Raw genomic sequence first — 21465 nt, forward strand, 5'->3', positions numbered from 1 at the left:
GCGGAGTTGCCGCTCGCCGAGCCAGCCTCGAAGATGACCGCGTGAGCGAAGGACCGGGCTCCGAGCGCAAGCCACGCTTCACGACCCAGTCGGGGGTCGAGATCAAGCGCGTCTACACCGCTGCCGACCTGCCCGATTGGGATCCCGCGCGCGACCTGGGCGAGCCAGGCCAGCCACCGTTCACTCGGGGTATCCACGCCACCGGCCATCGGGGGCGGCTGTGGACGATGCGGATGTTCGCTGGCTTCGGCGCGGCCGAAGATACGAATGCCCGCTTCCGGCGCCTCATCGCGGAGGGGGGGACCGGTCTGTCCATCGCGTACGACATGCCGACTCTGTACGGATACGACCACGACGACCCGCACGCCGCGGGCGAGTTCGGGACCTGCGGCGTGGCGGTCAGCAGCCTGGCCGACATGGAGATCCTGTTGTCGGGGCTGCCGATCGGCGAGATCAGCACCTCGATGACCATCAACTCGCCGGCGGCCATGATCTGGGCCATGTACCTGGTCGCCGCCGAGAAGGTAGGCGTCCCCCGGGCCGAGCTCACCGGAACGCTCCAGAACGACATCCTCAAGGAGTTCATCGCCCAGAAGGAGTACATCTTCCCGCCCGCCCCCTCGCTGCGCCTGGTCACCGACACGGTCGAGTTCGGGACCCGCGAGATGCCGCGCTGGAACACGATCAGCATCAGCGGCTACCACATCCGGGAGGCCGGCTCGACGGCGGTCCAGGAGCTGGCGTTCACGATCGCCGACGGGATCGCGTACGTGGAGGACGCCCTGGCCCGCGGACTGCGCTTCGACGACTTTGCGCCCCGCCTGTCGTTCTTCTTCAACAGCCACAACGACTTCTTCGAGGAGGTCGCGAAGTTCCGGGCCGCGCGCCGGATGTGGCACCGGTTGTGCGTCGAGCGCTTCGGCGCCGAGAACGAGCGCTCGACCTGGATGCGGTTCCACACCCAGACCGCGGGCGTGTCGCTGACGGCCCAGCAGCCGCTGAACAACCTGACCCGGGTCGCGATCCAGGCCCTGGCCGCGGTCCTGGGTGGCACGCAGTCGCTGCATACCGATGCGTACGACGAGGCGTGGGCAGTTCCCTCGGAAGCGGCCGCCCTGCTCGCCCTGCGCCAGCAGCAGATCCTGGCCGAGGAGTCGGGGGTAGCGAACACGGTGGACCCGTTGGGGGGCTCGTACTTCGTGGAGGCACTCACCAACCAGACCGAGGCCGCGGCCTGGGACTACATCCGGCGCATCGACGACATGGGGGGCATGCTGCGGGCCGTGGAGGATGGGTTCCCGCAGGCCGAGGTCGCGGACGCGGCTTATGTCCAGAGCCGCGCCCTGGAGGACGGGGAGCACCAGATCGTGGGGGTCACCCGGTACGTCGACCGCGACGAGGAGCTGGGCGTCCCGCTGCTCGAGATCACTCAGGACATGGAGCGGCGCCACCTGGACCGGTTGGCGCGGGTCCGGGCCGAGCGCGACGCGGACGCGCATGCGCGGGCCGTGACCCGGTTGCAGGAGGAGGCGGCCCGACCGGCCGTCAATCTCATGCCGGCTATCGTCGAGGCGGTCGAGGCCTACGCCACCATCGGCGAGATGTGCGGCGTTCTACGCGGTGTCTTTGGGGAGTACCGCGAGCCGCTGGCCGTCTAAGCGCCGTGGACGTTCACCTCGTCGACGCCACCTTCGAGCTGTTCCGCGCCTACCACTCCCGGCCGGCTGAGCGCGGTCCGGATGGCCGGCCGGTCAACGCCGTCCGCGGCCTGGTCGACTCCCTGCTCAGCCTGCTGCGCGAACCGGACGTGACCCACGTCGGCGCCGCCACCGACCACGTCATCGAAAGCTGGCGCAATGACGTGTATCCGGGCTACAAATCCAGCGCCGGGGTCCCGCGCGATCTGCTGGCCCAATTCGCCGATGCCGAGCGGGCCATCCAGGCCCTGGGCATCACCTGCTGGGCCATGGTCGAGGATGAGGCCGACGACGCCCTGGCCACGGTGACCGCCCGACTGGCGACCGACCCTGGGGTCGAGCGGATCGTGATCTGCAGCGTGGACAAGGATCTTGCCCAGTGCGTCCGCGGGGAGCGGATCGTCCTCCGCGACCGGATGCGCAAGATCACCTACGACGAGGCAGGGGTGGTCTCCAAGTTCGGTGTCCGCCCCACCAGCATCCCCGACTACCTGGCCCTCGTCGGCGACAGCTCCGACGGCTATCCGGGCCTCCCCGGCTGGGGCGCCCGGAGCGCGGCCGCGGTCTTGGCCCGCTGGGAGCACCTGGAGTCCATCCCCGACGATCCGCTGACCTGGGAAGTCGACGTGCGCGGGACGGGACGGTTGGCCTCGACCCTGCGCCAGCACCGGGACGAGGCCCTGCTGTACCGCCGGCTGGCCATCCTGGGCACCGATTCGGATGCTCCCGGCACGCTGGCCGACCTCGCTTGGCGCGGCGTGCCGCGCAAGCCATTCCTGGCCCTGTGCGCGGAGTTCGGCTTCGAGTCGGTTCCGGGGCGCGTCCACCGCTGGGCCTGATCGGATCGGTACCCTCGCCGCCTCGGAGCCCGGACCTTTGACCCGGCTGACCCCGGCACAGCCCGCCGATACCGTGGGAGGCGATGCCGCGCCGTGCTTTGGCGGCGTCGCTGCTGGCCGCGGCCACCCTCCTGGGCAGCGGGTTCCCGGGGCAGATCGCTCCTGCGACCGCATCCTCGTGCAGTGGTTGGACCAGCGAGGCGACCCCGCCCCCCACCATCCGCGTGTTTCGGGCTGCCACCGGAGCGGTCGACACGGTCGACTTCAAGGTCTACGCCAAGAACGTCCTGAGCCGCGAGTGGATCGGTTGGTGGACGACCGAATCGCTGCGCTCCGGCGGGGTGGCGGTGAAGATGTACGCCTGGTACCACGTTCTCCATTGGCGCGGCCTGACCAACGCAGAGGGCGCCTGCTTCGACGTCTACGACGACACCCGGGACCAGGTCTACAACCCGGCCCAGCCGACCTGGACCAGCGCTGCGGCGGCCGTCGACGCCACCTGGGGTACCAGGGCCCTGAAGAACGGAAGCGTCTACCCGACCTATTACAACGCTGGCGCGGCGAATGAGGCCTGCGGCGCCAACGCCAACGGCTGGCGGATGTACCAGGGGGGCACCCAGGCCTGCGGCCTGGCCGGTCTGAGCGCGGCCCAGATCCTGCTCACGTACTACTACCCCAACTGGACGGTGACCGATGCCCCGCCACCGCCGCCCGCGCCAACGCCGGTACCCACACCCATCCCGACCCCTTCCCCGACCGCCCCACCGACCCCGTCCCCCGTGCCAAGCCTGCCACCCACCGGGCCGCCGGCCCCCACGGCCGCGCCTCAGCCCACGCCCCTGCCCACACCCGCACCCACAGCCGCGCCAACTCCGGCCCCGGCCCCGACCCCGGGTGGCAACCCCGGCGGCGGGCAATCGGGCATCGTCGGTCAGTCCACTCCCCCGCCACCGCCGGCGATCAACCCGGGGGAGGTGACGGTCGCGGTCGCTGCCTCGGCCGCACCCAGCCAGGGAGCATCCCCGCCGGCGCCATCGCTCCGCCGGCCGGTGTCGCCAGGTCCGGCGGCGACCCACGAGTCTCCGATGTTCCGCGCCCTGGCGGCGGCGGCGATTCGCGACCTGGCCGTCCGGCTGGCCATCCCGTTGTTCGTCGGGCGTTCCGACCCGGGAATGGCCGCGCCATCGGTGGAGCTTCCCGCCGTCATCGGTCGCTAGGCCGAACGCGCCCGCCTACCCCGCTGCCCGGGCCTCCCGCCACGCGGTCACCGCCAGGTCGGCGGTGGCCAGGTCCTGGATCGCCAGTCCCACGCTCTTGAAGATGGTGATGGCCGCCGGGTCACGGCTCGCGGCCCAGCCGGGCGCCAGGCTCCCGATCTCGACGTACGCGTCGGCGTCCAGCTGGCCGGCGGCAACCGCGGCGGCCAGGTCGCCCGCCTCGGCGGCGGCCGCGGCCCGCGAGTCCACGGCCACCAACGCCGCGCGGCCAAAGGCCTCGGGCGGAACCTCGACCATCCCCATCCGGAACGACCCGATGGCGTTGACATGGGCACCCGGCTCCAGCCACGCGGCGTCGAACACCGGCGTCTGGGACGGTGTGACGCAGCACACGATGTCGGCGCCACGGACCGCCGCCTCGGGCGATTCCACCGCCCGCACCGTGGCGGGCACCTGCGCATCCATCGACGCCGCGAACGCCTCTCGGGGCGCCGGAGTGCGGGAATAGACGCGGACCTCGCGGATCGGCCGCGCGGCGAGCACGGCCCTGATCTGCCACTCGGCCTGCACCCCGGCGCCGAACAGGGCCATCACGGTGGCGTCGGAACGGGCCATGAGCCGTGCGCCGACCCCGGACGCGGCGCCGGTCCGCATGGCCGTCACGGTCGGTGCGTCGAGCTGGAACGCAGGTTCGCCGGTTTGGGCGTCGAACCAGGTCACGGTGCCCTGGATGGTCGGCAGACCCCGCTCCGGGTTGCCCGGGACCCAGCTGGCGAGCTTGACGGCGGCCCCGGATCCACCCTCGCGCACGGCGGGCATGAGAACCAGCAACCCGCCACCACCGAGCTCAACGTGGTGACGCAACGGGGAGCGGTCCCGGCCGGCCGCCACGTCACGGTACGCGGCATCGACCGCGTCGAGCAGGCGCTCGATGGGAACCAGCGAGCGCAGGCTGGCGGCGTCAATCAGCTCCATCGGCCCCGGAGTCTACCCGCCCCCCGTGCGCTAGCATCGGTTCGCCATGAGCCCCGTCCCGCTGATCATCGCCCACGTCAGCCTGGCCATCCTGCTCCTGCTGCCGAACGTGCTGGCACCGTTCGTCCTGCGTCGTGATTCCGCGACCCGAGGCCAGGGCCGCCTGGCTCGACTGGTGCTCACGCTCCAGGGTCCGGGCTCGTTCTGGATCGGCCTCGGCGTGGCCATCACCGGGATCGGGCTGCTGGTGGTCATCGGCCTGGAGCTGCTGACTCAGCCCTGGCTGTTGGTGGCGCTCGGCCTGTATGCCGCCAACCTGGTCGTCGCGGCGGTCGTGGCGCGGCCCAACCTGCGGCGGTTGCTCGGCCTATCCGGCGCGCTGGACCAGGAGACGTGGGCCCGCCTTGCGCGACGGCAGCGTTACCTGGCCTACGGGATGGCGGGTGCCATCGGCGTCATCGGGCTGTTGATGATGACCAAGCCCCAGCTGTGGTGAGCCTGCCGGGACCGTCAGTCAGAAGAGTCGATCGAGCGGATTCGGCGTGCCCAGCACAAATGACGCCCCGACGATGATGACGAGCAGGGCGACTGCAAAGACGCCCAGCCACTTCAATACTTCCCACATGGTCCACGGATTCTAGGGCCGCGGCGCAAGTGCCCCCTCCGCGCCAGCTCAACCTGCGCCTGTACGACACCCGTCGGGCCGGAGTCTTGCCACTCGAGCCGATTGGTGACGGACCCCTCGGACTGTACGTGTGCGGCATCACCCCGTACGACACGACCCACCTGGGTCATGCCTTCACCTACCTGGCGTTCGACGTCCTGCACCGGTACCTCGAGTACCTCGGCCACCCGGTCCGCTACGTTCAGAACCTGACCGATGTCGACGACGACATGCTCCGCCACGCCCGCGATCAGGGCCAGGACTACCTGGCCATGGGCCGCCTGCACACGGACCGCTTCCTGGCCGACATGGCGGCCCTGAACTGGCTCGCGCCGAGCGCATACCCGCGCGCCACGGAGCACATCCCGCACATGGTGGCGATGATCGAGCCATTGCTGGCGGCCGGCCTCGCATATCGGGCAGGCCAACACGTGTTCCTGTCGGTGGCCGCCGACCCGGCGTTCGGGTCTCTGGCTCACGTGCCGGCGGCGGATCGCCTGGCGCTGGCCAATGAGCGCGGCAACGATCCGGACCTGCCCGGCAAGCGCGACCCGCTGGACCCGGTGCTGTGGCAGCCGTCGCTCCCCGACGAGCCGGCCTGGCCCTCGCCCTGGGGGGACGGGCGGCCAGGTTGGCACATCGAGTGCTCCGCCATGAGCGTGACCCACCTCGGACCCCGGTTCGAGATCCACGGCGGGGGGCGGGACCTCGCCTTCCCGCACCACGAGGCCGAACGCACGCAGTCGGAGGGCTCGACCGGCCTCCGGCCCGTGGTCCGTCACTGGGTCCACACCGGCATGGTCCACTACGCCGATGAGAAGATGAGCAAGTCGGTGGGCAACCTGGTCATGGTCCGAGACCTGCTCGAGCGGTGGCCGGCGGATGCCATCCGGCTTGCGCTCACCCGCCATCACTACCGCGCCGATTTGACCTGGACCGATGGGTTGGCGGCGGAGGCCCAACTGACGGTGCAGCGCTGGGCGCAAGCGGCAGCGGTTGCGCCGGCGGCGCCGGCGACCCCGACGGTGATGGGCGACCGGATGCCCGTTCCCGAAGGGGTGGCCGCGCTGCGAGACAGCGCCTTGGCTGCCCTGGACGATGACCTCGACACACCTCGCGTCGTGACCACCCTTGATCAGCTGGCCGTGCTGGCGCTCGGATCGGACCGGGGCCCGGCCGATCAGGAAGCCGCCGGAGCGGTCCTGCGCGACCTCGCGACCCGGATCCTGGGCCTGCGCCTGGAGCCCGCCGCATGACGGCCTCGCCTCACATCCCGCCCAGCGTCCAGTTGGGGGAGGTCGTCCCGCCCGAGGACCCGGAGGACTGGCGTCGGCCGCTCACCTGGGTCGTGGCCGGCGGCATGCTGGCCGCGCCGGCGGTGGCCGCCGGGTGGTTCATCGCCGCCCCGCCGACCGATGCGTATGCGGCGATTCCCGGCATTTCAGCCCTCGCGGCCACGCTGGCCGCCGGCGCGGCCGTCACCGGAGCCAGCCAGCGGGGAGGCTGGCGGGCGGCGCTGGTGACTCTGGGAGCCGGTCTGTTCGCTGCCCTGGGCGTGGTGGCCGTCGGCACGATCCTCGCCGACGGGTCCGCACTCGGCAGCGCGGCGGCGGCTTCGGCAGCCGGGACGGGAGGCGCCCTGGCCGCGGCGGCGCTGGCAGGCCTCCTCGCGACGGCCGGGCGGCTGCGGCGCTACCTGTCTCCGGCGGTGGCGGGTGGGTTCGCCGCCGCCCTGCTGGCGGAGCTCCTGTTCAGCCTGTGAGCGGGCCCTCCACCGGTGCGCCGTCGGGCGGCGGCGGTATCGGTCAGCCGGAAGGCGACGGCGGGACGGGCGGCGACTTCCGCGCCAGCCGTTGGGCCAACCCGCCAACGGTCAACGCCAGGCCCAGGCCGATGATCGCCAGCGCCCCGATCAGGCGGAATGCCTCACCGCCAAAGGCAGTCGCCAGGGCCATGTAGGCGACCACACCGGCAATCGCCACCGCGGCGCCGATCCATTTGAAGGCCGGCGCATCGGCCAGCCAACCGGCGGCATACAGGCCCAGGCCCAGGCTGAAGGGGACCACCGTCCACAGCGTGGACCACTCCGACCATCGGTCGGTCAGGCTGGTGTACAGGAGTGCCAGGCCCACCAGCAGCAACAGGACGCCGGGGATCACCATGCCGGCCCGGAGCCGGCGCGACAGCCGCGAGAACAGGATGGGGATCAGGAAGAACAGCGACAGGAACACCAGAAACAGCGGCCACCAGGCCAGCAGGTCGGTGTCGAAGCCGTGGGCCGCGAACCACTCGCCGATCCAGGTCGAACTCAGCACGATGAGCCCGATCACGAGCAGCATCAGGCCCACCGTCAGCTCCAGGCTCCGGCTCACGGCGGCGAGTATAGACGCGGGCTAGGACTCGCCCTCCCAGGCGGGCTGGGGCATGCGGAGGGGCTTGTCGGTGCGGTAGCCGAGCAGGTAGTCGGCCTGCATGAGGGTGTGGATCTGGCTCGTCCCCTCGTAGATGACCGAGCCCTTCGAGTTCCGCAGGAAGCGCTCCACCGGGTACTCGTCCGAGTAGCCGTAGGCCCCGTGAATCTGGATCGCGTCCATGGCGCACTGGACCGCGTGGTCGGTGCAGAACCACTTGGCCAGGCCCGTCTCCCGGGTGCTGCGCAGGCCCTGGTTCTTCAGCCAGCCGGCCTTCCAGACCAGCAGCCGCCCGGCCTCGATCCCCTGCTGCATGCGAGCCAGCATCTGCTTGACCAGCTGATGGCGGCCGATCTCCTCCCCGAACGCCTTCCGCTCGTGCGCGTACTTGACCGATGCGTCCAGGCACGCGACGGCCAGCCCCACGCTGCCCGCCGCCACCGTGTACCGACCCTGGTCGATGGCGCTCATGGCGATCGTGAAGCCCTCCCCCTCCTCGCCAACCCGGTTGGCCACCGGGACCTCACAGTCGCTGAAGTACAGGATCCCGGTGTTGCCGGCCCGGACCCCCAGCTTGCCGTGGAGCGAATCGGAGCTGAAGCCGGGAAACGCGCGCTCCACGATGAACGCGGTAATGCCCTTGTGGCCCAGCGAACGGTCGACGGTGGCAAAGACCAGGAAATAGTCGGCGGTATCGGCCAGGCTGATCCAGACCTTCGATCCGTTCAGGATGTACCGATCCCCGTCGCGCCGGGCAGTGGTGGCCAGGTTGGCGGCGTCGCTTCCCACACCCGGCTCGGTCAGGCCAAAGGTCGCCAGCTTCTCCCCGCGCGCCTGCGGGACGAGGTAGCGCTGCTTCTGGTCCTCGTCCGCCCATTGCAGGAGCGTCAGCGAGTTCAGCCCGGTGTGGACGCTGAGGATGACCCGGAACGCGGTGTCGGCCCGCTCCATCTCCTCGCACAGGGCCGCGAAGGCAATGTAGTCCATGCCCGACCCGCCGTAGCGCTCGGGGATGGGCAGCCCCAGGAAGCCGACCGCACCCATCTTCTCGTACAGGCCGCGGTCGTAAGTCGAGGTCGAGTCGAGCTCTCGGATGCGGGGCAGGATCTCGCGCTCGCCGAAGGCGCGGGCGGTGCGCTGCACCTCGCGCTGCTCATCGGTCAGGGAGAAGTCGACCATTGGTGCCGGATTCTAGCCCCCTGAAACGCCGTCGCTGGGTCGGTTGAATTCCGATATCGCCGGTCGGGAATTGACGGTCGCGGCAGGTCCCGCGTAGCATGGCTGGGGCGTGCGCGGCCGGCTCTGTGCGTCCGGCCCGCCGGCCCCAAACAGGAGACGTGGATGGAACTGGGCGCCCTGAGTTCCGGTCTGATCACCGGCCTGCGTGAGGGGGTCGAAGCCGCCCTCATCGTCGCCATCATCCTGGCCTACCTGGATCGGACTGGTAACCGGCGCCACTTCCAACGGGTGTGGGTCGGGGTCGGCGCGGCGGTTGCGCTGAGCGTGGCGATCGGGGTCGCGCTGTGGGCGACGATCGGGGGCCTGCCGCAGCCCGCCGAGCAGGTCTTCGAAGCCGCGGCCATGATCCTGGCCGCCGGCGTGGTGACCTGGATGCTGTTCTGGATGCGGCGGATGGCGGCCAACATGCGCGGCGAGCTCCAGGCCGCGGTGGACCGCTCGTTGACCGACGCGTCGGTCTGGGGCCTGACGATCCTGGCCTTCGCCGCGGTCGTCCGCGAGGGGATCGAGACCTCGCTCTTCCTGCTCGGCCAGGTCGCCGCCGCATCATCCGCGGCCGGCGGGTCGCTGGCCGTCCTGCTGGGCGCGCTCATCGGTCTGGCACTCGCGGTCGGCATCGGCTATGGCTTCTACCGCGGCGCCCACGTCATCAACCTGCGCACCTTCTTCCGCTGGACCGGGGTGGCGCTGATCTTCATCGCCGCCGGGCTGCTGAGCCACGCCGTTCACGAGCTGGTGGAGATCGGCGTGATCACCATCGGCACCGAGACCGCGTTCGACCTGAGCGGGATCCTCCCCCACTCCGGGGAGGGCCTGGCGGCGCTCCTGGGCAGCCTCCTTCGGGCGATGTTCGGCTACACGTCTCAACCGGAGTGGGTCACGTTCCTGACCTGGCTGGGGTACATCGTGGTCGTGCTCCCGCTATACCTCCGGCCGCTCCGGCCGGCCGAGGCAGCCAGCCGACCGGTGGAGCAGACGACCGCCAAGGCCTAGGCCGGGGCTCAGTCCCCGACCGGAATCCCCACGAAACCCAGCACCTGGCGCCATGCGTCGGCGGCGGCCTCGGCATGCTCGTCCGCGCTGCGGTCGAAGAACGAGTGCGGCGCGTCCGGGTACGTGATGAGCCGATGCTCGACGCCGGCAGCCTTCAGCGCGGCATCGAAGGCGGCGATGCTCTCGGCCGGGATGCCCGGGTCGGCGCCGCCGAACAGGCCGAGCACCGGGCTCGTGAAGTGCGGCGCGCGGTCGACCGGCTCAGGCAGGCCGGCCCGGTTGGGACCACTCGGCGGGCCGTAGAAGCCGATGACACCGTCTAGTCCATGCCCCTCGCCGGCCTGGAGGAAGGACACTCGCCCAAAGAAGCAGAAGCCCAGGCTGTACACGCGCTCGGCGGCTCCTCCATCGGGGGCGCGCAGCGCTTCGACCGCCGCCGCCACGTCAGCCGAGATGGTCTCGTGGCGGGTCTGGCTCACGTGGGGCATGGCATCGAAGTCGGGCCCCCGGCGGCCGAGGCCCGCGGTCCGCGCGTAGGGGTCGATGGCCACCGCATGCACGCCGGCCTCGGCCAGGCGACGGGCCAGGTCCTCGTAGAAGGAATTCAGGCCGCCCGCGTCGGGCATGACGACGATGCCGGGCCCGCCCGGGGAGGCGGCGCGCGCGAGATGGGCCGCGAACTGCGTGCCGTCGGCCGAGGTCAGGACCAGGTCACGGGCGTCGACAGCGCCGCCGCGGATGGGGGGCAGCGGCGGGCGTGCATCGGCCGGATGGCACATCGGTCAGGCGATGTTGAGCATCGCCACCGCGGTGCCGGCCACCAACAGCCCGGCGACCCCCAGGTACACGGCCACCCGCATCAGCATCGGCATGCCGGCGATGACAGCTCCGCTGGCGACCTGCCATTGGCCGGCCAGGGTGAATGCCGGCGACGGCGGCAGCAGCCAGCCAAGGACGAGGCCCACCGCCAGGCCGCCCAGGTGGCCGGTGATGCTGATCCCGGGCACGAAGAACGTGATAGCCAGGTTGATGAACAGCAGGGACCCGACCTGGCCCAGGACCATCCGCGTCTGCCGCGGCAGCGCCAGATGGCGGCGCCGGGAGACGGCGAACGCCAGCCCCAGCAGCCCGAAGATGGCGCCGCTGGCCCCAACCGCCGGCTGCTGGGGTGCGGCCAGGACGGTCAGCACGGAGCCCCCGGCGGCGCACAGCAGGTAGATGGCCAAGTACTCGATTCGCCCGTACAGCTGCTCGAGGAGCGGTCCGAACAGGAACAGGGCCCACATGTTGAACAGGATGTGGAACAGGTTGACGTGCAGGAAGGCGCTGGTCAGGATCCGCCACCACTCGCCGGCCGCCACCGCGTCACCACTTACGAAGCCTGCCTCCAGCAGGGGCCCACTCGCCCCCAGAACCCCACCGCCCAGAACCGAGTCAAGCACGAACACCCCGACGTTGGCGCCGATGAGGATCCAGGTCACGAACGGGGCGTACGTGGCATACGCCCCTCGGGATCGGTTGAACTCGCGGCGGGCCGTGAAGTCGTGGCCGGTCTCCTTGGCCAGCCAGGCCAGCCGGCTGGCTATGGGCGGGCGTTCCATCGGCGGGGCCCGGCGATCGGCCTCGCGGTAGGCCTCGATGGCGGCATTCAGATCGCCATCGCGCACCAGTTGCTCGGCCATCGACCGCCAGCCGATCCACGAGGCGGCGCTCTCGGTGTCCGCGGCCGCCCTCCACGCCTGCATGGCGCCGGCTTCGTCATCCATGCGGTAGCGCCCGGTGCCGATCAGCATCCACGCCGCGCCGACCAGCTCAGGATTGCCGGACCGGGTCATGTCCTCGACCGCGGCAAGGGCCCGTTCGGGGTCGCCCGAGTCGAGGAGGCGGCGCGCCTCGGCGAGGACGGCCATGGGGTCGGCGGACATGCCGGCGTAGTATGCCAGCCATGCGAACGACCGCCGGACGTGGGTCCGACGGTCGTTTGCGCCCCCCTGGAGGGGCCTGCCCGCCCGTCGCCCCGGGCGGTGGTCTTATGGGAGCCCCGAGGGCCGGCTTACTTGGCCCGGTGCAGGAACTCCACCACGTCGTTGTACCGGAAGCGGCGGTCGCCGCGCTTGACGACGCGGAAGAACGGCAGTTCGCCGCGGTCGCCAAGGCGCTTCACGGTGTTGACGTGGAGATGCAGCATCTCGGCCACTTCGGTGGCCGTCAGCAATTTGCCGCCTTCGTCTTGCATCATGTGTGGTGTTGCTCTCCCAACCACTCTGGTGAGGTATGAGCCGCGCCGGCTCGGAGGGTACTGGTCGGCGCGGCTCGTGGTCGGATAGTAGGGTTCCGGTGCTCTGCGGAGCCCCGGTACATTCGGTCCGAGGCGGGAGTACATTCGGAAGGAGATGTCCCTGTTCGAGCGTCATGTCTTCGTCTGCACCTCCGGGGAGTGGTGCCCCACGGTGGATGGTGACGGACTGGGCGTGCATGCCGCCCTGAAGGCTCACGTGGCCGAGGCCGGCCTGGCCGACCGTGTGCGGGTCAACAAATCCGGCTGCTTCTCCCAGTGCGGCAACGGACCGATGGTGGTGGTCTACCCCGAGGGGATCTGGTACTCGGCGGTCAGCCCTGCTGACACGGCCGAGATCTTGGAGCGCCACCTGGTTGCTGGGGAGCCGGTAGAGCGCCTGCGGTTTCGCCCGACCACGATGGGATCCCACGAGCTGGACCGCGACCCCGACGGCCGGCCGATCGGTCGCACCGCGCCGTGGCCCACGCCCGGTCGGGACCAAATTCAAGACGCCTGAACGGACTGAGGCGATTCCCGCCTAGCGAGCGATCCCTCCTGCCTCCTCGCTGATGCGCTGGGCGAGGTAGACGGGCAGCACCGACAGCAGGATCAGGACCAGCGCCACGACGTTGACCACGGGCAGCTCGTTCGGTCTCTGGATGGCGCCCAGGATCCACAAGGGGATGGTTTCAGTTCCGGGGCCCGCCGTGAAGTTGGTGACGATGACTTCATCAAAGGACAGCGCGAATGCCAAGAGGGCGCCCGACAGGAGCGCGGTGCGCATCCCGGGAAGCGTGATCCGCCGGAACGTGGTGAACGAGTCCGCCCCCAAATCGGCGGAGGCCTCCTCCGGAGACCGCGGAAGGCGTCGAAGCCGGGCGATGACGTTGTTGTAGGCAATCACGACACAGAAGGTGGCATGCCCGATGATGATCGTCGCCAGGCCGAAGTCGATGCCCACGGTCTGGAAGGTCGTGCTCAGCGCGACGCCGGTGACAACGCCGGGCAGCGCAATGGGGAGGATGACGATGAAAGAGATTGTCTCCTTGCCGAAGAACTCGAATCGTTGGACGGCCAGGGCGGCCAGCGTCCCCAAGATCAGTGCCACCGCCGTCGCGCCCACGCCAGCCAGGATCGAGTTCCAGAAAGCCTCGATGATCCGGGGGTTGGCGGCCGCCTGGGTGAACCAGTTCAAGGTGAAGCCGGTGGGTGGCCACGCCAGGGTTCGGCTCGGGTTGAAGGCGTAGACGGCCAGGACGACCAGCGGCAAGTACAGGAAGACCAGCACGCCCCCGGAGAACACCCGCAGGGCGACCCGAACCAGCGGAGACTCAGTCACGAGGCTGGGCGCTCACAGCGAGGCGAACGCGCCGAAGCGGCGTGCAATCAGCAGGTACACGACCATGATCACGATCGGCAGCAGCGAGTAGGCGGCCGCAATCGGCAAACTGCCCAGGGTGGAGTTGTCGTAGATGACATTACCGATGAACTTCGTGTTCGAGACCAGGGCCGGGGTGATGTAGTCCCCGAGCGAAAGGGAGAAGGTGAAGATCGACCCGGCAACGACAGCGGGCAGAGCCAGGGGCAGCACGACCCGGCGAAACGTGCGCCAGGAGCGTGCACCGAGGTCGCTCGACGCTTCGAGCAGCGAGTTGGGGATACGTTCCAGCCCGGCATAGATCGGGAGAATCATGTACGGCAACCACAGGTAGCTGAGCACCAGCCAGCTACCGGCGACCTCGGTGAGCCCCGGCCCCTCGACGCCCAGTGGGGCAAGGATGGAGTCGACCAGACCGTTGCCCTGCAGGATCGCCCGCCAGGCGTAGATCTTCACCAGGTAGCTCGCCCACAACGGCATGAGCACCGCAACCACGAGCAGGCGGCGTCGGCGAGGCGACGCGACACGGGCCATGTAGTAGGCGATCGGGAACCCCAGCGCGATGTCCGTCAGCGTTACCAGCACCGCAACCGAGATGGTCCGTATCGCAATCGTGCGGTAGACGTCGACGGTGAAGATGGTCTCGAACGCGTCCAGAGTCCATGTGAACGGGATGACCTGGCCGCTGAAAGCGTCTTTTTCCCAGAACGCGTTGAGGAGCAGGATGGCGAGGGAGCCGAGGTAGACCAGGACCATCCACACCCACGGCCCGGCCAGCAGGAGCCGGAGTTGCACTCGGGGTCGGGCGTGGAGCCACGCCGCAAACCGACGACCCGCCGTCGGCTGGATAGGCGCCGCTGACGGCGTCATGGCCTGACCTCAGTCGGAAACGGAGCGGCTCCCCGGTGGATGTCCCGCGGGGAGCCGCTGCTTGCTAACGGACCGGAAGGCGACGGCTTCAGCCGCCCACGACGCCAGTCCAGGCCTCGACCCAGGCGTCCCAATCCACGCACTCGGTCGCGTCGTCCTCATCGGCGCAGTCGGCCTGAGGGGTCGCCCAGTACCAAACCCGGCCGAAGTACTCCTCGTCGGTGGCGTGGAACGTTTCGCAGTGTCCCGGCGAGAGCGCCTCGGCGGCCTCGCATGCGGCGTCACTGGTTGCTGCCTCCCCGAACCACACCGTGGCCTGGGCATTCGCATCCGCCGATGCCATGTGGTTCATCCACTTGTACATGCAGTTGGGATGCGCGGCATCGGAGGCGATCATCCAGGTGTCGGACCACCCGGTCGAGCCCTCGTCGGGCAGGGTGACCGCCACCGGCGAATCGGTCAGGTTATTCGCCTGGTATTGCCAGGTGGTGCCGACCACCGCTTCTTCCGCAGCGAATGACTGGATCTGCTCCGCGGCTGTGCCCCAGTAGATCGCGTGCTCGCTCTGAGCCTGGAGCAGCGCCACCGCGGCGTCGAACTGCTCCTGGTTGAGCTGGTACGGGTTTTCGATGCCGAGGTCGGGATCGGTCTGCATCAGATGCAGGGCGGCATCGGCAATGTAGATCGCGTAGTTGTAGATGCTGACCTGCCCCGAATAGTCCCCCGCGTCCTCCCAGACCGGAGCCCAGCTGGTGGGGGCCTCGGAGATCACGTCGGTGTTGTACAGGAGCAGGTTGGCGCCGCGACCGTGCGGAACGCCGTAGGGGACGCCGTCCACCGAGTTGTGCGGCTGGAGCTTCAGGCCCTCGAAGATCTGCACGTAATTCGGAATGAGCTCGACGTTCACCGGAGCCACGGTGCCGGCCGCGATGAGCCGGAGGGTGGCATCGCCCGACGCGGAGATGCCGTCGTATTCACCGGTCTGCATGAGGTCGACACCATTCCCGGAATCGGTCATGTCGGTGGTGTTCACCTGGCAGCCGGTCTCTTCCTCAAACGGGGTGACCCAGTCGTACGCCGGGTCGTTCTCGCCGCGCTCGGCATACCCGGCCCAGATGACGAGGTTCAGCTCGCCTTCTCCCTCGCCGAGCGTCTCGAGCATTCCACTCGGCGCAGGCGACGCGCAAGCCGCCGCCACCAGGCCGAGCACGACCAGCAGCGCCGGGATTCGCAGTTTCGTCATGGACTCTCCACTCCCTCTTGTGCCCCCTCCGTTTCCTGGCCGGCGGCCAGGCTCAACACGTGGTGCCGCTTCCAGATCAGGCGAACAGGTCGCCCCCGCGCGGCGAGAACCTCCATGGATGATGTCTGTAGGTTCTGCTGGGTGACGACCAGTTCGCCACCAGCATCCAGGGCAACGATATATCGCGTATCCGATCCCAGGTAGACCACTTCGCGCACCTGACCGGTTGTCGACTGCTCATCGGCTTCAGGAGCCGTCGTCGGATCCTCGATCCGGATCTTCTCTGGTCTGACCGTGAAGATGCCGTCTCGACCGATGACCGCTCGGGCGGTCTCGTCCCGGAGCAGGTTCGATGTCCCGACGAAGCCGGCCACGAATGTGGTTGCCGGGTGCTCGTACACGTCGGCTGGGGTCCCCACCTGCTCGATCGACCCGCGATTGAAGACCGCCAGTCGATCGCTCATGGTGAGGGCCTCGTCCTGGTCGTGGGTGACGTACACGAACGTGATGCCAACCTCCTTCTGGATGTCCTTCAGCTCGATCTGCATCTGTTCTCGGAGCTTCAGGTCCAGGGCACCCAGCGGCTCGTCGAGCAGCAGGACTCGCGGCCGGTTGACCAATGCCCGGGCCAAGGCCACCCTCTGGCGCTGGCCCCCAGACAGCTGGTTCGGGCGCCGGTTTTCGAATCCATCCAGGCGAACCATGGCCAACGCTTCCGCGACCCGGACATCACGCTCTGGGCGGGGAACCTTTCGAATCTCGAGACCGTAGGCCACGTTCTGCCCGACCGTCATGTGCGGGAACAGGGCGTAGTCCTGGAAGACCGTGTTCACATCGCGGTCGAAGGGCGGGATACCGGTGACGTCGTGTCCGTGGAGGAGGATCCGGCCGGCAGTGGGCAGCTCGAAGCCGGCGATCAGTCTCAGGGTGGTGGTCTTGCCCGAGCCGGATGGCCCGAGCATCGAGAAGAACTCGCCGTCGGCGATGTCGAGGTCAATTCCGGCGACGGCTACCACGTCGCCGAAGGTCTTCTCCAGGCCCTCCAGCTTGACCGCGGGAACCGATGACCGCGCCGCGGGTGCGGCCTGCGGAGCAGCAGTGTCGATCGCCACGGGCACCTCGGGATCAGGTCACGCCAGGCAGGGCGGCGCGAGGATTGGCGCACTCTGCGATGCGTGACGCGGCCGTGTCAATACCGCTGGCTGATACAGTCCGGGACCTGCCCGGAGGGAGTCCGTGATCCAGCCTGGAGTCTTGTGGGGAGTGGCGACCGGCGCCGCCTGGGGCGTGGCGGACTTTGCCGGTGGCCTCGCCTCGCGCCGCGCAGCGCCGATCGCGGTGACGGCCGGATCGCAGGTCATCGGGCTCCTGGCGCTCCTGGCCGGGGTCGTCGTCGTAGCGCCCGCGGCCCCGGCACCCGAGACGCTGGCCCTCGGCGCCCTGGCTGGGATCGGCGGCGGACTCGGTCTCGCCTTCCTGTATCAGGCGCTGTCGACCGGGGCCATGGGCCTCGTGTCGGCGCTGTCCGGAGCAGGCGCGGCCGTCATCCCTCTGCTGGTGACTGTCCTGCTGGGAGCTGAGTTGGCGCTGGTGGCGGTAATCGGGGTGGGTTGCGTGGTCGCCGCGGCCGTGGCGGCCACCGATATTTCGCGCGACGCCGCGAGCCGCTCGGCCCTCCTCCTTTCGCTGGGCGCGGCGGTCGGGTTCAGCACCTGGTACCTGATCATCGACCGCGCGGCCGAGCAGAACGGGCTCTGGGCGCTGGTAGCCAGCCGAGCGGCAGCGGTCGTGGTGACCGTCGCCATCGTGGCGTTCACCCGCGCACGTTCCAGCCTGCCTGCCCTCCGATCCGTCTTCCCCCTGATCGTGGCGGCCGGCGCGCTCGACGTGGCGGCCAACGTGTTCTTCGTTCTCGCGCGCGACGACATCAGCGTCGCGCTGGCCGCTCCCCTGTCGGGCCTCTACCCGCTGGCCACCATGGTCCTGGCGCGTGCCGTCCTCGGGGAGCGCCTGCCGCGCCTAGGACTCCTCAGCGTGCTGCTGGCCGTGGCCGGGATCGTGCTCATCTCGCTGGGTCGCTAGAGCCCGCAGTAAGCCGCCCGTAAGCGACGGGTAACCACCCATCGGTTCTCCTCCCGCCAGCCACACTCGGAGGAGGACCGATGTCGACGCACACGCGCGCGACGACCGGCGGCGGCTTCCCGGGCTGATCACCGGGAGCGGGGCAGCCCGGCGCTATCATCGGCGGCGCATGACCTTCGACCGGGTCGCCGTGGTCGAGGATGCCCTGGATGGACTCCTCACCGGCCTGACGCCTGCCGCCCGCCTAGAGCCGGGCGCGTCGCTGCGCCCGGGCTCAACTCTGACCGCACGGGAGGCGGTCGAACTGTTCGAGGACCAGGTCACCAGCCGCCAGCTGGACGTGGCCGCACGGCAGCTGAAGAAGACGAACCGCAGCTTCCACACCGTCGGTGGAGCCGGCCACGAGAACAATGCGGTCCTGGGCGCCCAGCTCCGGATCACGGACCCGTCCTTCCTCCATTACCGCTCGGGCGGATTCATGATGGCTCGGTCGCGGCAGCTGCCGGGCAGCACCCCGGCCTTCGATGCTTTGCTGGGTATCGTCGCATCCCGCGAAGACCCCATCGCCCAGGGACGGCACAAGGTGTGGGGCAGCCGCCCGCTGTGGGTACCGCCTCAGACCTCCACCATCGCCTCCCACCTGCCCAAGGCGGTGGGGATGGCGTTTTCCCTGGCCCGTGCCCGGCGACTGGGGCTGGGCGACGAGCTGCCACCCGACGCCATCGTGATGTGTTCGTTCGGCGACGCGACGGTGAACCATGCCACCGCCCTGGCGGCCTTCAACACCGCGCGCTACGGCGCGCGCATCGGTCTGCCCATGCCCATCCTGTTCGTCTGCGAGGACAACCAGACCGGCATCAGTGTGCCCACCCCGGAAGGCTGGCTGGCCGAGACGTTCTCCACCCAAACCCACCTCCACTACCGGCATGCGTCGGGCGAGGTCGACGAGGTGTGGGACGCGGTAGCGGAGGCCATCCGGCTCGTTCGGTCCGCCCGCGAGCCGCTCTTCCTGCACCTCGACGTCGTGCGGCTGTGGGGTCATGCCGGGAGTGACGCGGAGCAGGCGTACCGGTCGCTGGACGAGATTGCCGCCACCGAAAGCCATGATCCGCTGCTGCGCAATGCGCGGCGCCTGGTGGAGACCGGTGCCGCCACGCCCGATCAGCTCCGGGCCCTGGTGGCCGACGTCCGGGATCGAATCCAGGCCGCCTCGGAGGAAGCCACCCTTCGCCCGCGGCTGACGACCACCGCCGAGGTGACGGCTCCACTGGCCCCCTACCATCCCAAGCGGGTCGCCACCCGGGCGTCCAAGCCCGTGCTCAAGGCGGACGTCCGCCGCGCAACGTTCGGCGGGACCCTCCCCGAGGAGGCGACCAAGCCCAACTCCAGGACCCTGGCCGGACTCATCAACGCCGCGCTGTCCGACGAGCTGGCTCGCCGCCCCGAGCTGATCGTGTTCGGCGAGGACGTCGCTCGCAAGGGCGGCGTCTACAACGTGACCCACGACCTCCAGCAGCGGTTCGGGGCCGGTCGGGTCTTCGACACCCTGCTGGACGAGACCTCGATCCTCGGCATCGCCCAGGGGGCGGCGCACGCCGGGCTCCTGCCCATCCCCGAGATCCAGTACCTGGCCTATCTTCACAACGCGCTGGACCAGATCCGGGGCGAGGCGGCCACCCTCCAGTTCTTCAGCTCTGGCCAGTTCCGCAACCCCATGGTCGTCCGGGTGCCGGGCCTCGCCTACCAGAAGGGCTTCGGCGGCCACTTCCACAACGACAACAGCATCGGCGCCCTGCGCGACATCCCCGGCGTGGTGATAGCCGTCCCGGCGCGGGGCGACGACGCGGCCCGGATGTTGCGCGGGGCGGTTGCCATGGCGCGGGAAGACGGATTGGTCGTGATCTTCCTCGAGCCCATCGCCCTCTACCACGAGCGCGACCAGCACACCGAAGGCGACGGCGGCTGGCTGGCCGATTACCCACCCCCACCCGGGCATCTGCTGCCGGGTGAGGTGGGGGTGTACGGAGCCGATGCGACCGATCTGCTCATCGTCAGCTACGCGAACGGGCTCCGCCTCTCCCTTCAGGCCCAGGCCATCCTTGCCCAGGAGCACGGGATCACGGCCCGAGTGGTGGATCTGCGCTGGCTGGCGCCCCTCCCGCTTGAGGCAGTCCGCCGCCATGCGGCGGACTGCGGACGGGTGCTGATCGTCGACGAATGCCGCGCCACCGGGGGCGGCGTGGCCGATGCGTTGATCGCGGACCTCGCCGAGCGCTCCTTCGGGGGCCGGCTGGCGAGCGTGCGGGCGGTCGACTCGTTCGTCCCGCTGGGGACGGCCACTTCAGCGGTGCTGGTGGGTCTGGACCACGTCGTGGCCGCGGCGGTCAAGACCGCCCACTCGAAGGTCCGCGTCAAGCCACACCGGCGACGCGCCGGCGCCACATCGGGCAGCCGATCATGATCAACGAGCGGCCCCGGGCGGTGCTGGTGTTCCCGGGGCGCGGCGCCTACACCGCGGCGTCGCTGGGATCTCTCCCCGCCGAACACCCGTTTGTCCAGCGGGCCGAGGCGCTCCGCGCTGACCTGGGGCTCGACAGCCTGCTGGCGTTGGACGCCGCCGACGAGTTCGAGGCCGCCGTCCATCTCCGCCCAGCCAACGCGTCCCCGCTGATCTGGCTCATCTCGCTCCTGGACGCCGAGCGCGCCATGGCCGATCACCGGGTCGTGGCCGCCATCGGCAACTCGCTGGGCTGGTACACCGCCCTGACCGTCGGGGATGCCCTGGACTTCGACGACGGCTTCCGGCTGGTGCAGGGGATCGCCCAGGACCAGGAAGAGGCTGCGTCTGGCGCCGGCGGCGGGCAGGTCATCTATCCCCGCTTGGACGCCGACTGGCAGCCCGCCCCGGAGCTGGCGGCGGCCATCGACGCCGCGCTGGTCGACGGCGGCGAGGTGTTTCCCAGTGTGGACCTGGGCGGATACGTGGTCCTCGCCGGGACCGATGCCGGCATCGGCCGGCTACTCGAAACCCTTCCACCAGTCCAGATTGGCGAGCGGCACTTCCCATTGCGCCTGGCGCTCCATGGGCCGTACCACAGCCCGCTGCTGTCAGGGGTGGCCAAGGCCGCGGCCGAGCGGTTCAGCGGCCTCGCGTGGAGCGCGCCCAGCCTTACCCTGATCGACGGCCGCGGGGCGCGCTTCACGCCCTGGGCCACCGATCCGGCCGACCTGGCCCGCTACACGCTGGGCGAGCAGCTCGTCACCCCGTACGACTTTGCGGCCGGGGCACGTGTCGCGCTGCGCGAGTACGCCCCGCAGGTCCTGGTCCTCACAGGGCCGGGCAACACGCTGGGGGGCGTGGCCGGCCAGCTGGTGGTGGCCGAGGGCTACCACGGCCTGCGAACGCGGGCCGACTTCGAGTCTGCCCAGGCCGGCGACTCGCCCCTGGTCCTGTCCATGCATCGGTAGTGCACGCCGAGCAGGCTGCGGCGCGGCTCCTTTTGGCGTCCCCGGCAGGATTCGAACCTGCGACCCGCTGCTTAGAAGGCAGCCGCTCTGGTCCACTGAGCTACGGGGACC

At 69.9% G+C, this 21465-nt stretch carries 21 protein-coding genes and 1 tRNA gene; 11 read left to right on the forward strand and 11 right to left on the reverse strand.

Annotated elements, in window-relative coordinates; genetic code table 11:
• Positions 1–41: 41 nt before the first annotated feature.
• From AABM41_08635 to AABM41_08645, 3 genes are all read left to right on the forward strand, one after another.
• On the forward strand, positions 42–1658 hold the full coding sequence (locus AABM41_08635; protein ID MEK6192374.1) for a methylmalonyl-CoA mutase family protein: 1617 nt from the start codon (positions 42–44) through the stop codon (positions 1656–1658).
• 5 nt (positions 1659–1663) lie between these two features.
• A complete protein-coding gene (locus tag AABM41_08640; protein ID MEK6192375.1) occupies positions 1664–2536 on the forward strand; it encodes a 5'-3' exonuclease H3TH domain-containing protein in 873 nt (290 codons plus the stop codon).
• A gap of 83 nt (positions 2537–2619) precedes the next feature.
• The gene (locus tag AABM41_08645) at positions 2620–3753 is read left to right on the forward strand and encodes a SpoIID/LytB domain-containing protein (protein ID MEK6192376.1); all 1134 of its coding nucleotides are present in this window, start codon (positions 2620–2622) and stop codon (positions 3751–3753) included.
• Positions 3754–3768: 15 nt separating this feature from the next.
• Here AABM41_08645 and AABM41_08650 read toward each other — a convergent pair whose 3' ends face one another.
• Positions 3769–4728: an ornithine cyclodeaminase family protein gene (locus AABM41_08650; GenBank protein ID MEK6192377.1), complete on the reverse strand. Its 960-nt coding sequence runs from the start codon at positions 4726–4728 to the stop codon at positions 3769–3771.
• A 46-nt stretch (positions 4729–4774) separates the two neighbouring features.
• Between AABM41_08650 and AABM41_08655 the strand changes: the two genes are divergently transcribed.
• The 3 genes from AABM41_08655 (at position 4775) to AABM41_08665 (ending at position 7154) form a co-directional block, all read left to right on the forward strand.
• Positions 4775–5224 carry a DUF2269 family protein gene (locus tag AABM41_08655; protein MEK6192378.1) on the forward strand — a complete coding sequence of 150 codons (450 nt, stop codon included), beginning with the start codon at positions 4775–4777 and terminating at the stop codon, positions 5222–5224.
• Between the two features lie 158 nt (positions 5225–5382).
• Entirely contained in the window at positions 5383–6648 is a 1266-nt protein-coding gene (locus AABM41_08660; protein MEK6192379.1) for a class I tRNA ligase family protein, read from the forward strand.
• The gene (locus AABM41_08665) at positions 6645–7154 is read left to right on the forward strand and encodes a hypothetical protein (GenBank protein ID MEK6192380.1); all 510 of its coding nucleotides are present in this window, start codon (positions 6645–6647) and stop codon (positions 7152–7154) included. The genes AABM41_08660 and AABM41_08665 overlap by 4 nt, the downstream gene beginning before the upstream one ends.
• Positions 7155–7197: 43 nt before the next feature.
• On the opposite strand, the gene AABM41_08670 is transcribed toward AABM41_08665, so the two are convergent.
• The gene (locus AABM41_08670; protein MEK6192381.1) at positions 7198–7764 is read right to left on the reverse strand and encodes a hypothetical protein; all 567 of its coding nucleotides are present in this window, start codon (positions 7762–7764) and stop codon (positions 7198–7200) included.
• Positions 7765–7785: 21 nt separating this feature from the next.
• The gene (locus tag AABM41_08675) at positions 7786–8982 is read right to left on the reverse strand and encodes an acyl-CoA dehydrogenase family protein (protein MEK6192382.1); all 1197 of its coding nucleotides are present in this window, start codon (positions 8980–8982) and stop codon (positions 7786–7788) included.
• 162 nt (positions 8983–9144) lie between these two features.
• On the opposite strand from AABM41_08675, the gene efeU reads away from it, so the two are divergent.
• Complete coding sequence (gene efeU, locus AABM41_08680) at positions 9145–10035, forward strand: iron uptake transporter permease EfeU (protein ID MEK6192383.1); 891 nt, start codon at positions 9145–9147, stop codon at positions 10033–10035.
• A gap of 8 nt (positions 10036–10043) precedes the next feature.
• Here efeU and AABM41_08685 read toward each other — a convergent pair whose 3' ends face one another.
• The 3 genes from AABM41_08685 to AABM41_08695 all read right to left on the reverse strand — a co-directional run bounded on the left by AABM41_08685 (position 10044) and on the right by AABM41_08695 (position 12274).
• Positions 10044–10814 (reverse strand): dienelactone hydrolase family protein, encoded by a 771-nt coding sequence (locus AABM41_08685; GenBank protein MEK6192384.1) that lies wholly within the window; start codon positions 10812–10814, stop codon positions 10044–10046.
• 3 nt (positions 10815–10817) lie between these two features.
• Positions 10818–11960: a rhomboid family intramembrane serine protease gene (locus tag AABM41_08690; GenBank protein ID MEK6192385.1), complete on the reverse strand. Its 1143-nt coding sequence runs from the start codon at positions 11958–11960 to the stop codon at positions 10818–10820.
• Between the two features lie 128 nt (positions 11961–12088).
• Positions 12089–12274, reverse strand: coding sequence for a helix-turn-helix domain-containing protein (locus AABM41_08695; protein MEK6192386.1), 186 nt, complete (start codon positions 12272–12274; stop codon positions 12089–12091).
• Between the two features lie 154 nt (positions 12275–12428).
• Between AABM41_08695 and AABM41_08700 the strand changes: the two genes are divergently transcribed.
• On the forward strand, positions 12429–12830 hold the full coding sequence (locus tag AABM41_08700; protein MEK6192387.1) for a (2Fe-2S) ferredoxin domain-containing protein: 402 nt from the start codon (positions 12429–12431) through the stop codon (positions 12828–12830).
• Between the two features lie 21 nt (positions 12831–12851).
• On the opposite strand, the gene AABM41_08705 is transcribed toward AABM41_08700, so the two are convergent.
• The 4 genes from AABM41_08705 to AABM41_08720 all read right to left on the reverse strand — a co-directional run bounded on the left by AABM41_08705 (position 12852) and on the right by AABM41_08720 (position 16916).
• Complete coding sequence (locus AABM41_08705; GenBank protein MEK6192388.1) at positions 12852–13652, reverse strand: ABC transporter permease; 801 nt, start codon at positions 13650–13652, stop codon at positions 12852–12854.
• A 12-nt stretch (positions 13653–13664) separates the two neighbouring features.
• Positions 13665–14561, reverse strand: a complete 897-nt coding sequence (locus AABM41_08710; protein MEK6192389.1) for an ABC transporter permease — start codon at positions 14559–14561, stop codon at positions 13665–13667.
• An 88-nt stretch (positions 14562–14649) separates the two neighbouring features.
• Positions 14650–15804: an extracellular solute-binding protein gene (locus AABM41_08715; protein MEK6192390.1), complete on the reverse strand. Its 1155-nt coding sequence runs from the start codon at positions 15802–15804 to the stop codon at positions 14650–14652.
• Complete coding sequence (locus tag AABM41_08720) at positions 15801–16916, reverse strand: ABC transporter ATP-binding protein (protein MEK6192391.1); 1116 nt, start codon at positions 16914–16916, stop codon at positions 15801–15803. Before AABM41_08720 ends, AABM41_08715 begins: the two co-directional genes overlap by 4 nt.
• Positions 16917–17040: 124 nt before the next feature.
• On the opposite strand from AABM41_08720, the gene AABM41_08725 reads away from it, so the two are divergent.
• From AABM41_08725 to AABM41_08735, 3 genes are all read left to right on the forward strand, one after another.
• Entirely contained in the window at positions 17041–17886 is an 846-nt protein-coding gene (locus AABM41_08725) for a DMT family transporter (protein ID MEK6192392.1), read from the forward strand.
• A 169-nt stretch (positions 17887–18055) separates the two neighbouring features.
• Positions 18056–20347, forward strand: coding sequence for a thiamine pyrophosphate-dependent enzyme (locus AABM41_08730; GenBank protein ID MEK6192393.1), 2292 nt, complete (start codon positions 18056–18058; stop codon positions 20345–20347).
• Complete coding sequence (locus AABM41_08735) at positions 20344–21354, forward strand: ACP S-malonyltransferase (GenBank protein MEK6192394.1); 1011 nt, start codon at positions 20344–20346, stop codon at positions 21352–21354. The genes AABM41_08730 and AABM41_08735 overlap by 4 nt, the downstream gene beginning before the upstream one ends.
• A gap of 33 nt (positions 21355–21387) precedes the next feature.
• Here the strand turns inward: AABM41_08735 and AABM41_08740 are convergent.
• Positions 21388–21464 (reverse strand) — tRNA-Arg (locus AABM41_08740).
• Position 21465 lies beyond the last annotated feature (1 nt).

The sequence above is a fragment of the Chloroflexota bacterium genome, assembly GCA_038040195.1.
Classification (GTDB): domain Bacteria; phylum Chloroflexota; class Limnocylindria; order QHBO01; family QHBO01; genus DASTEQ01.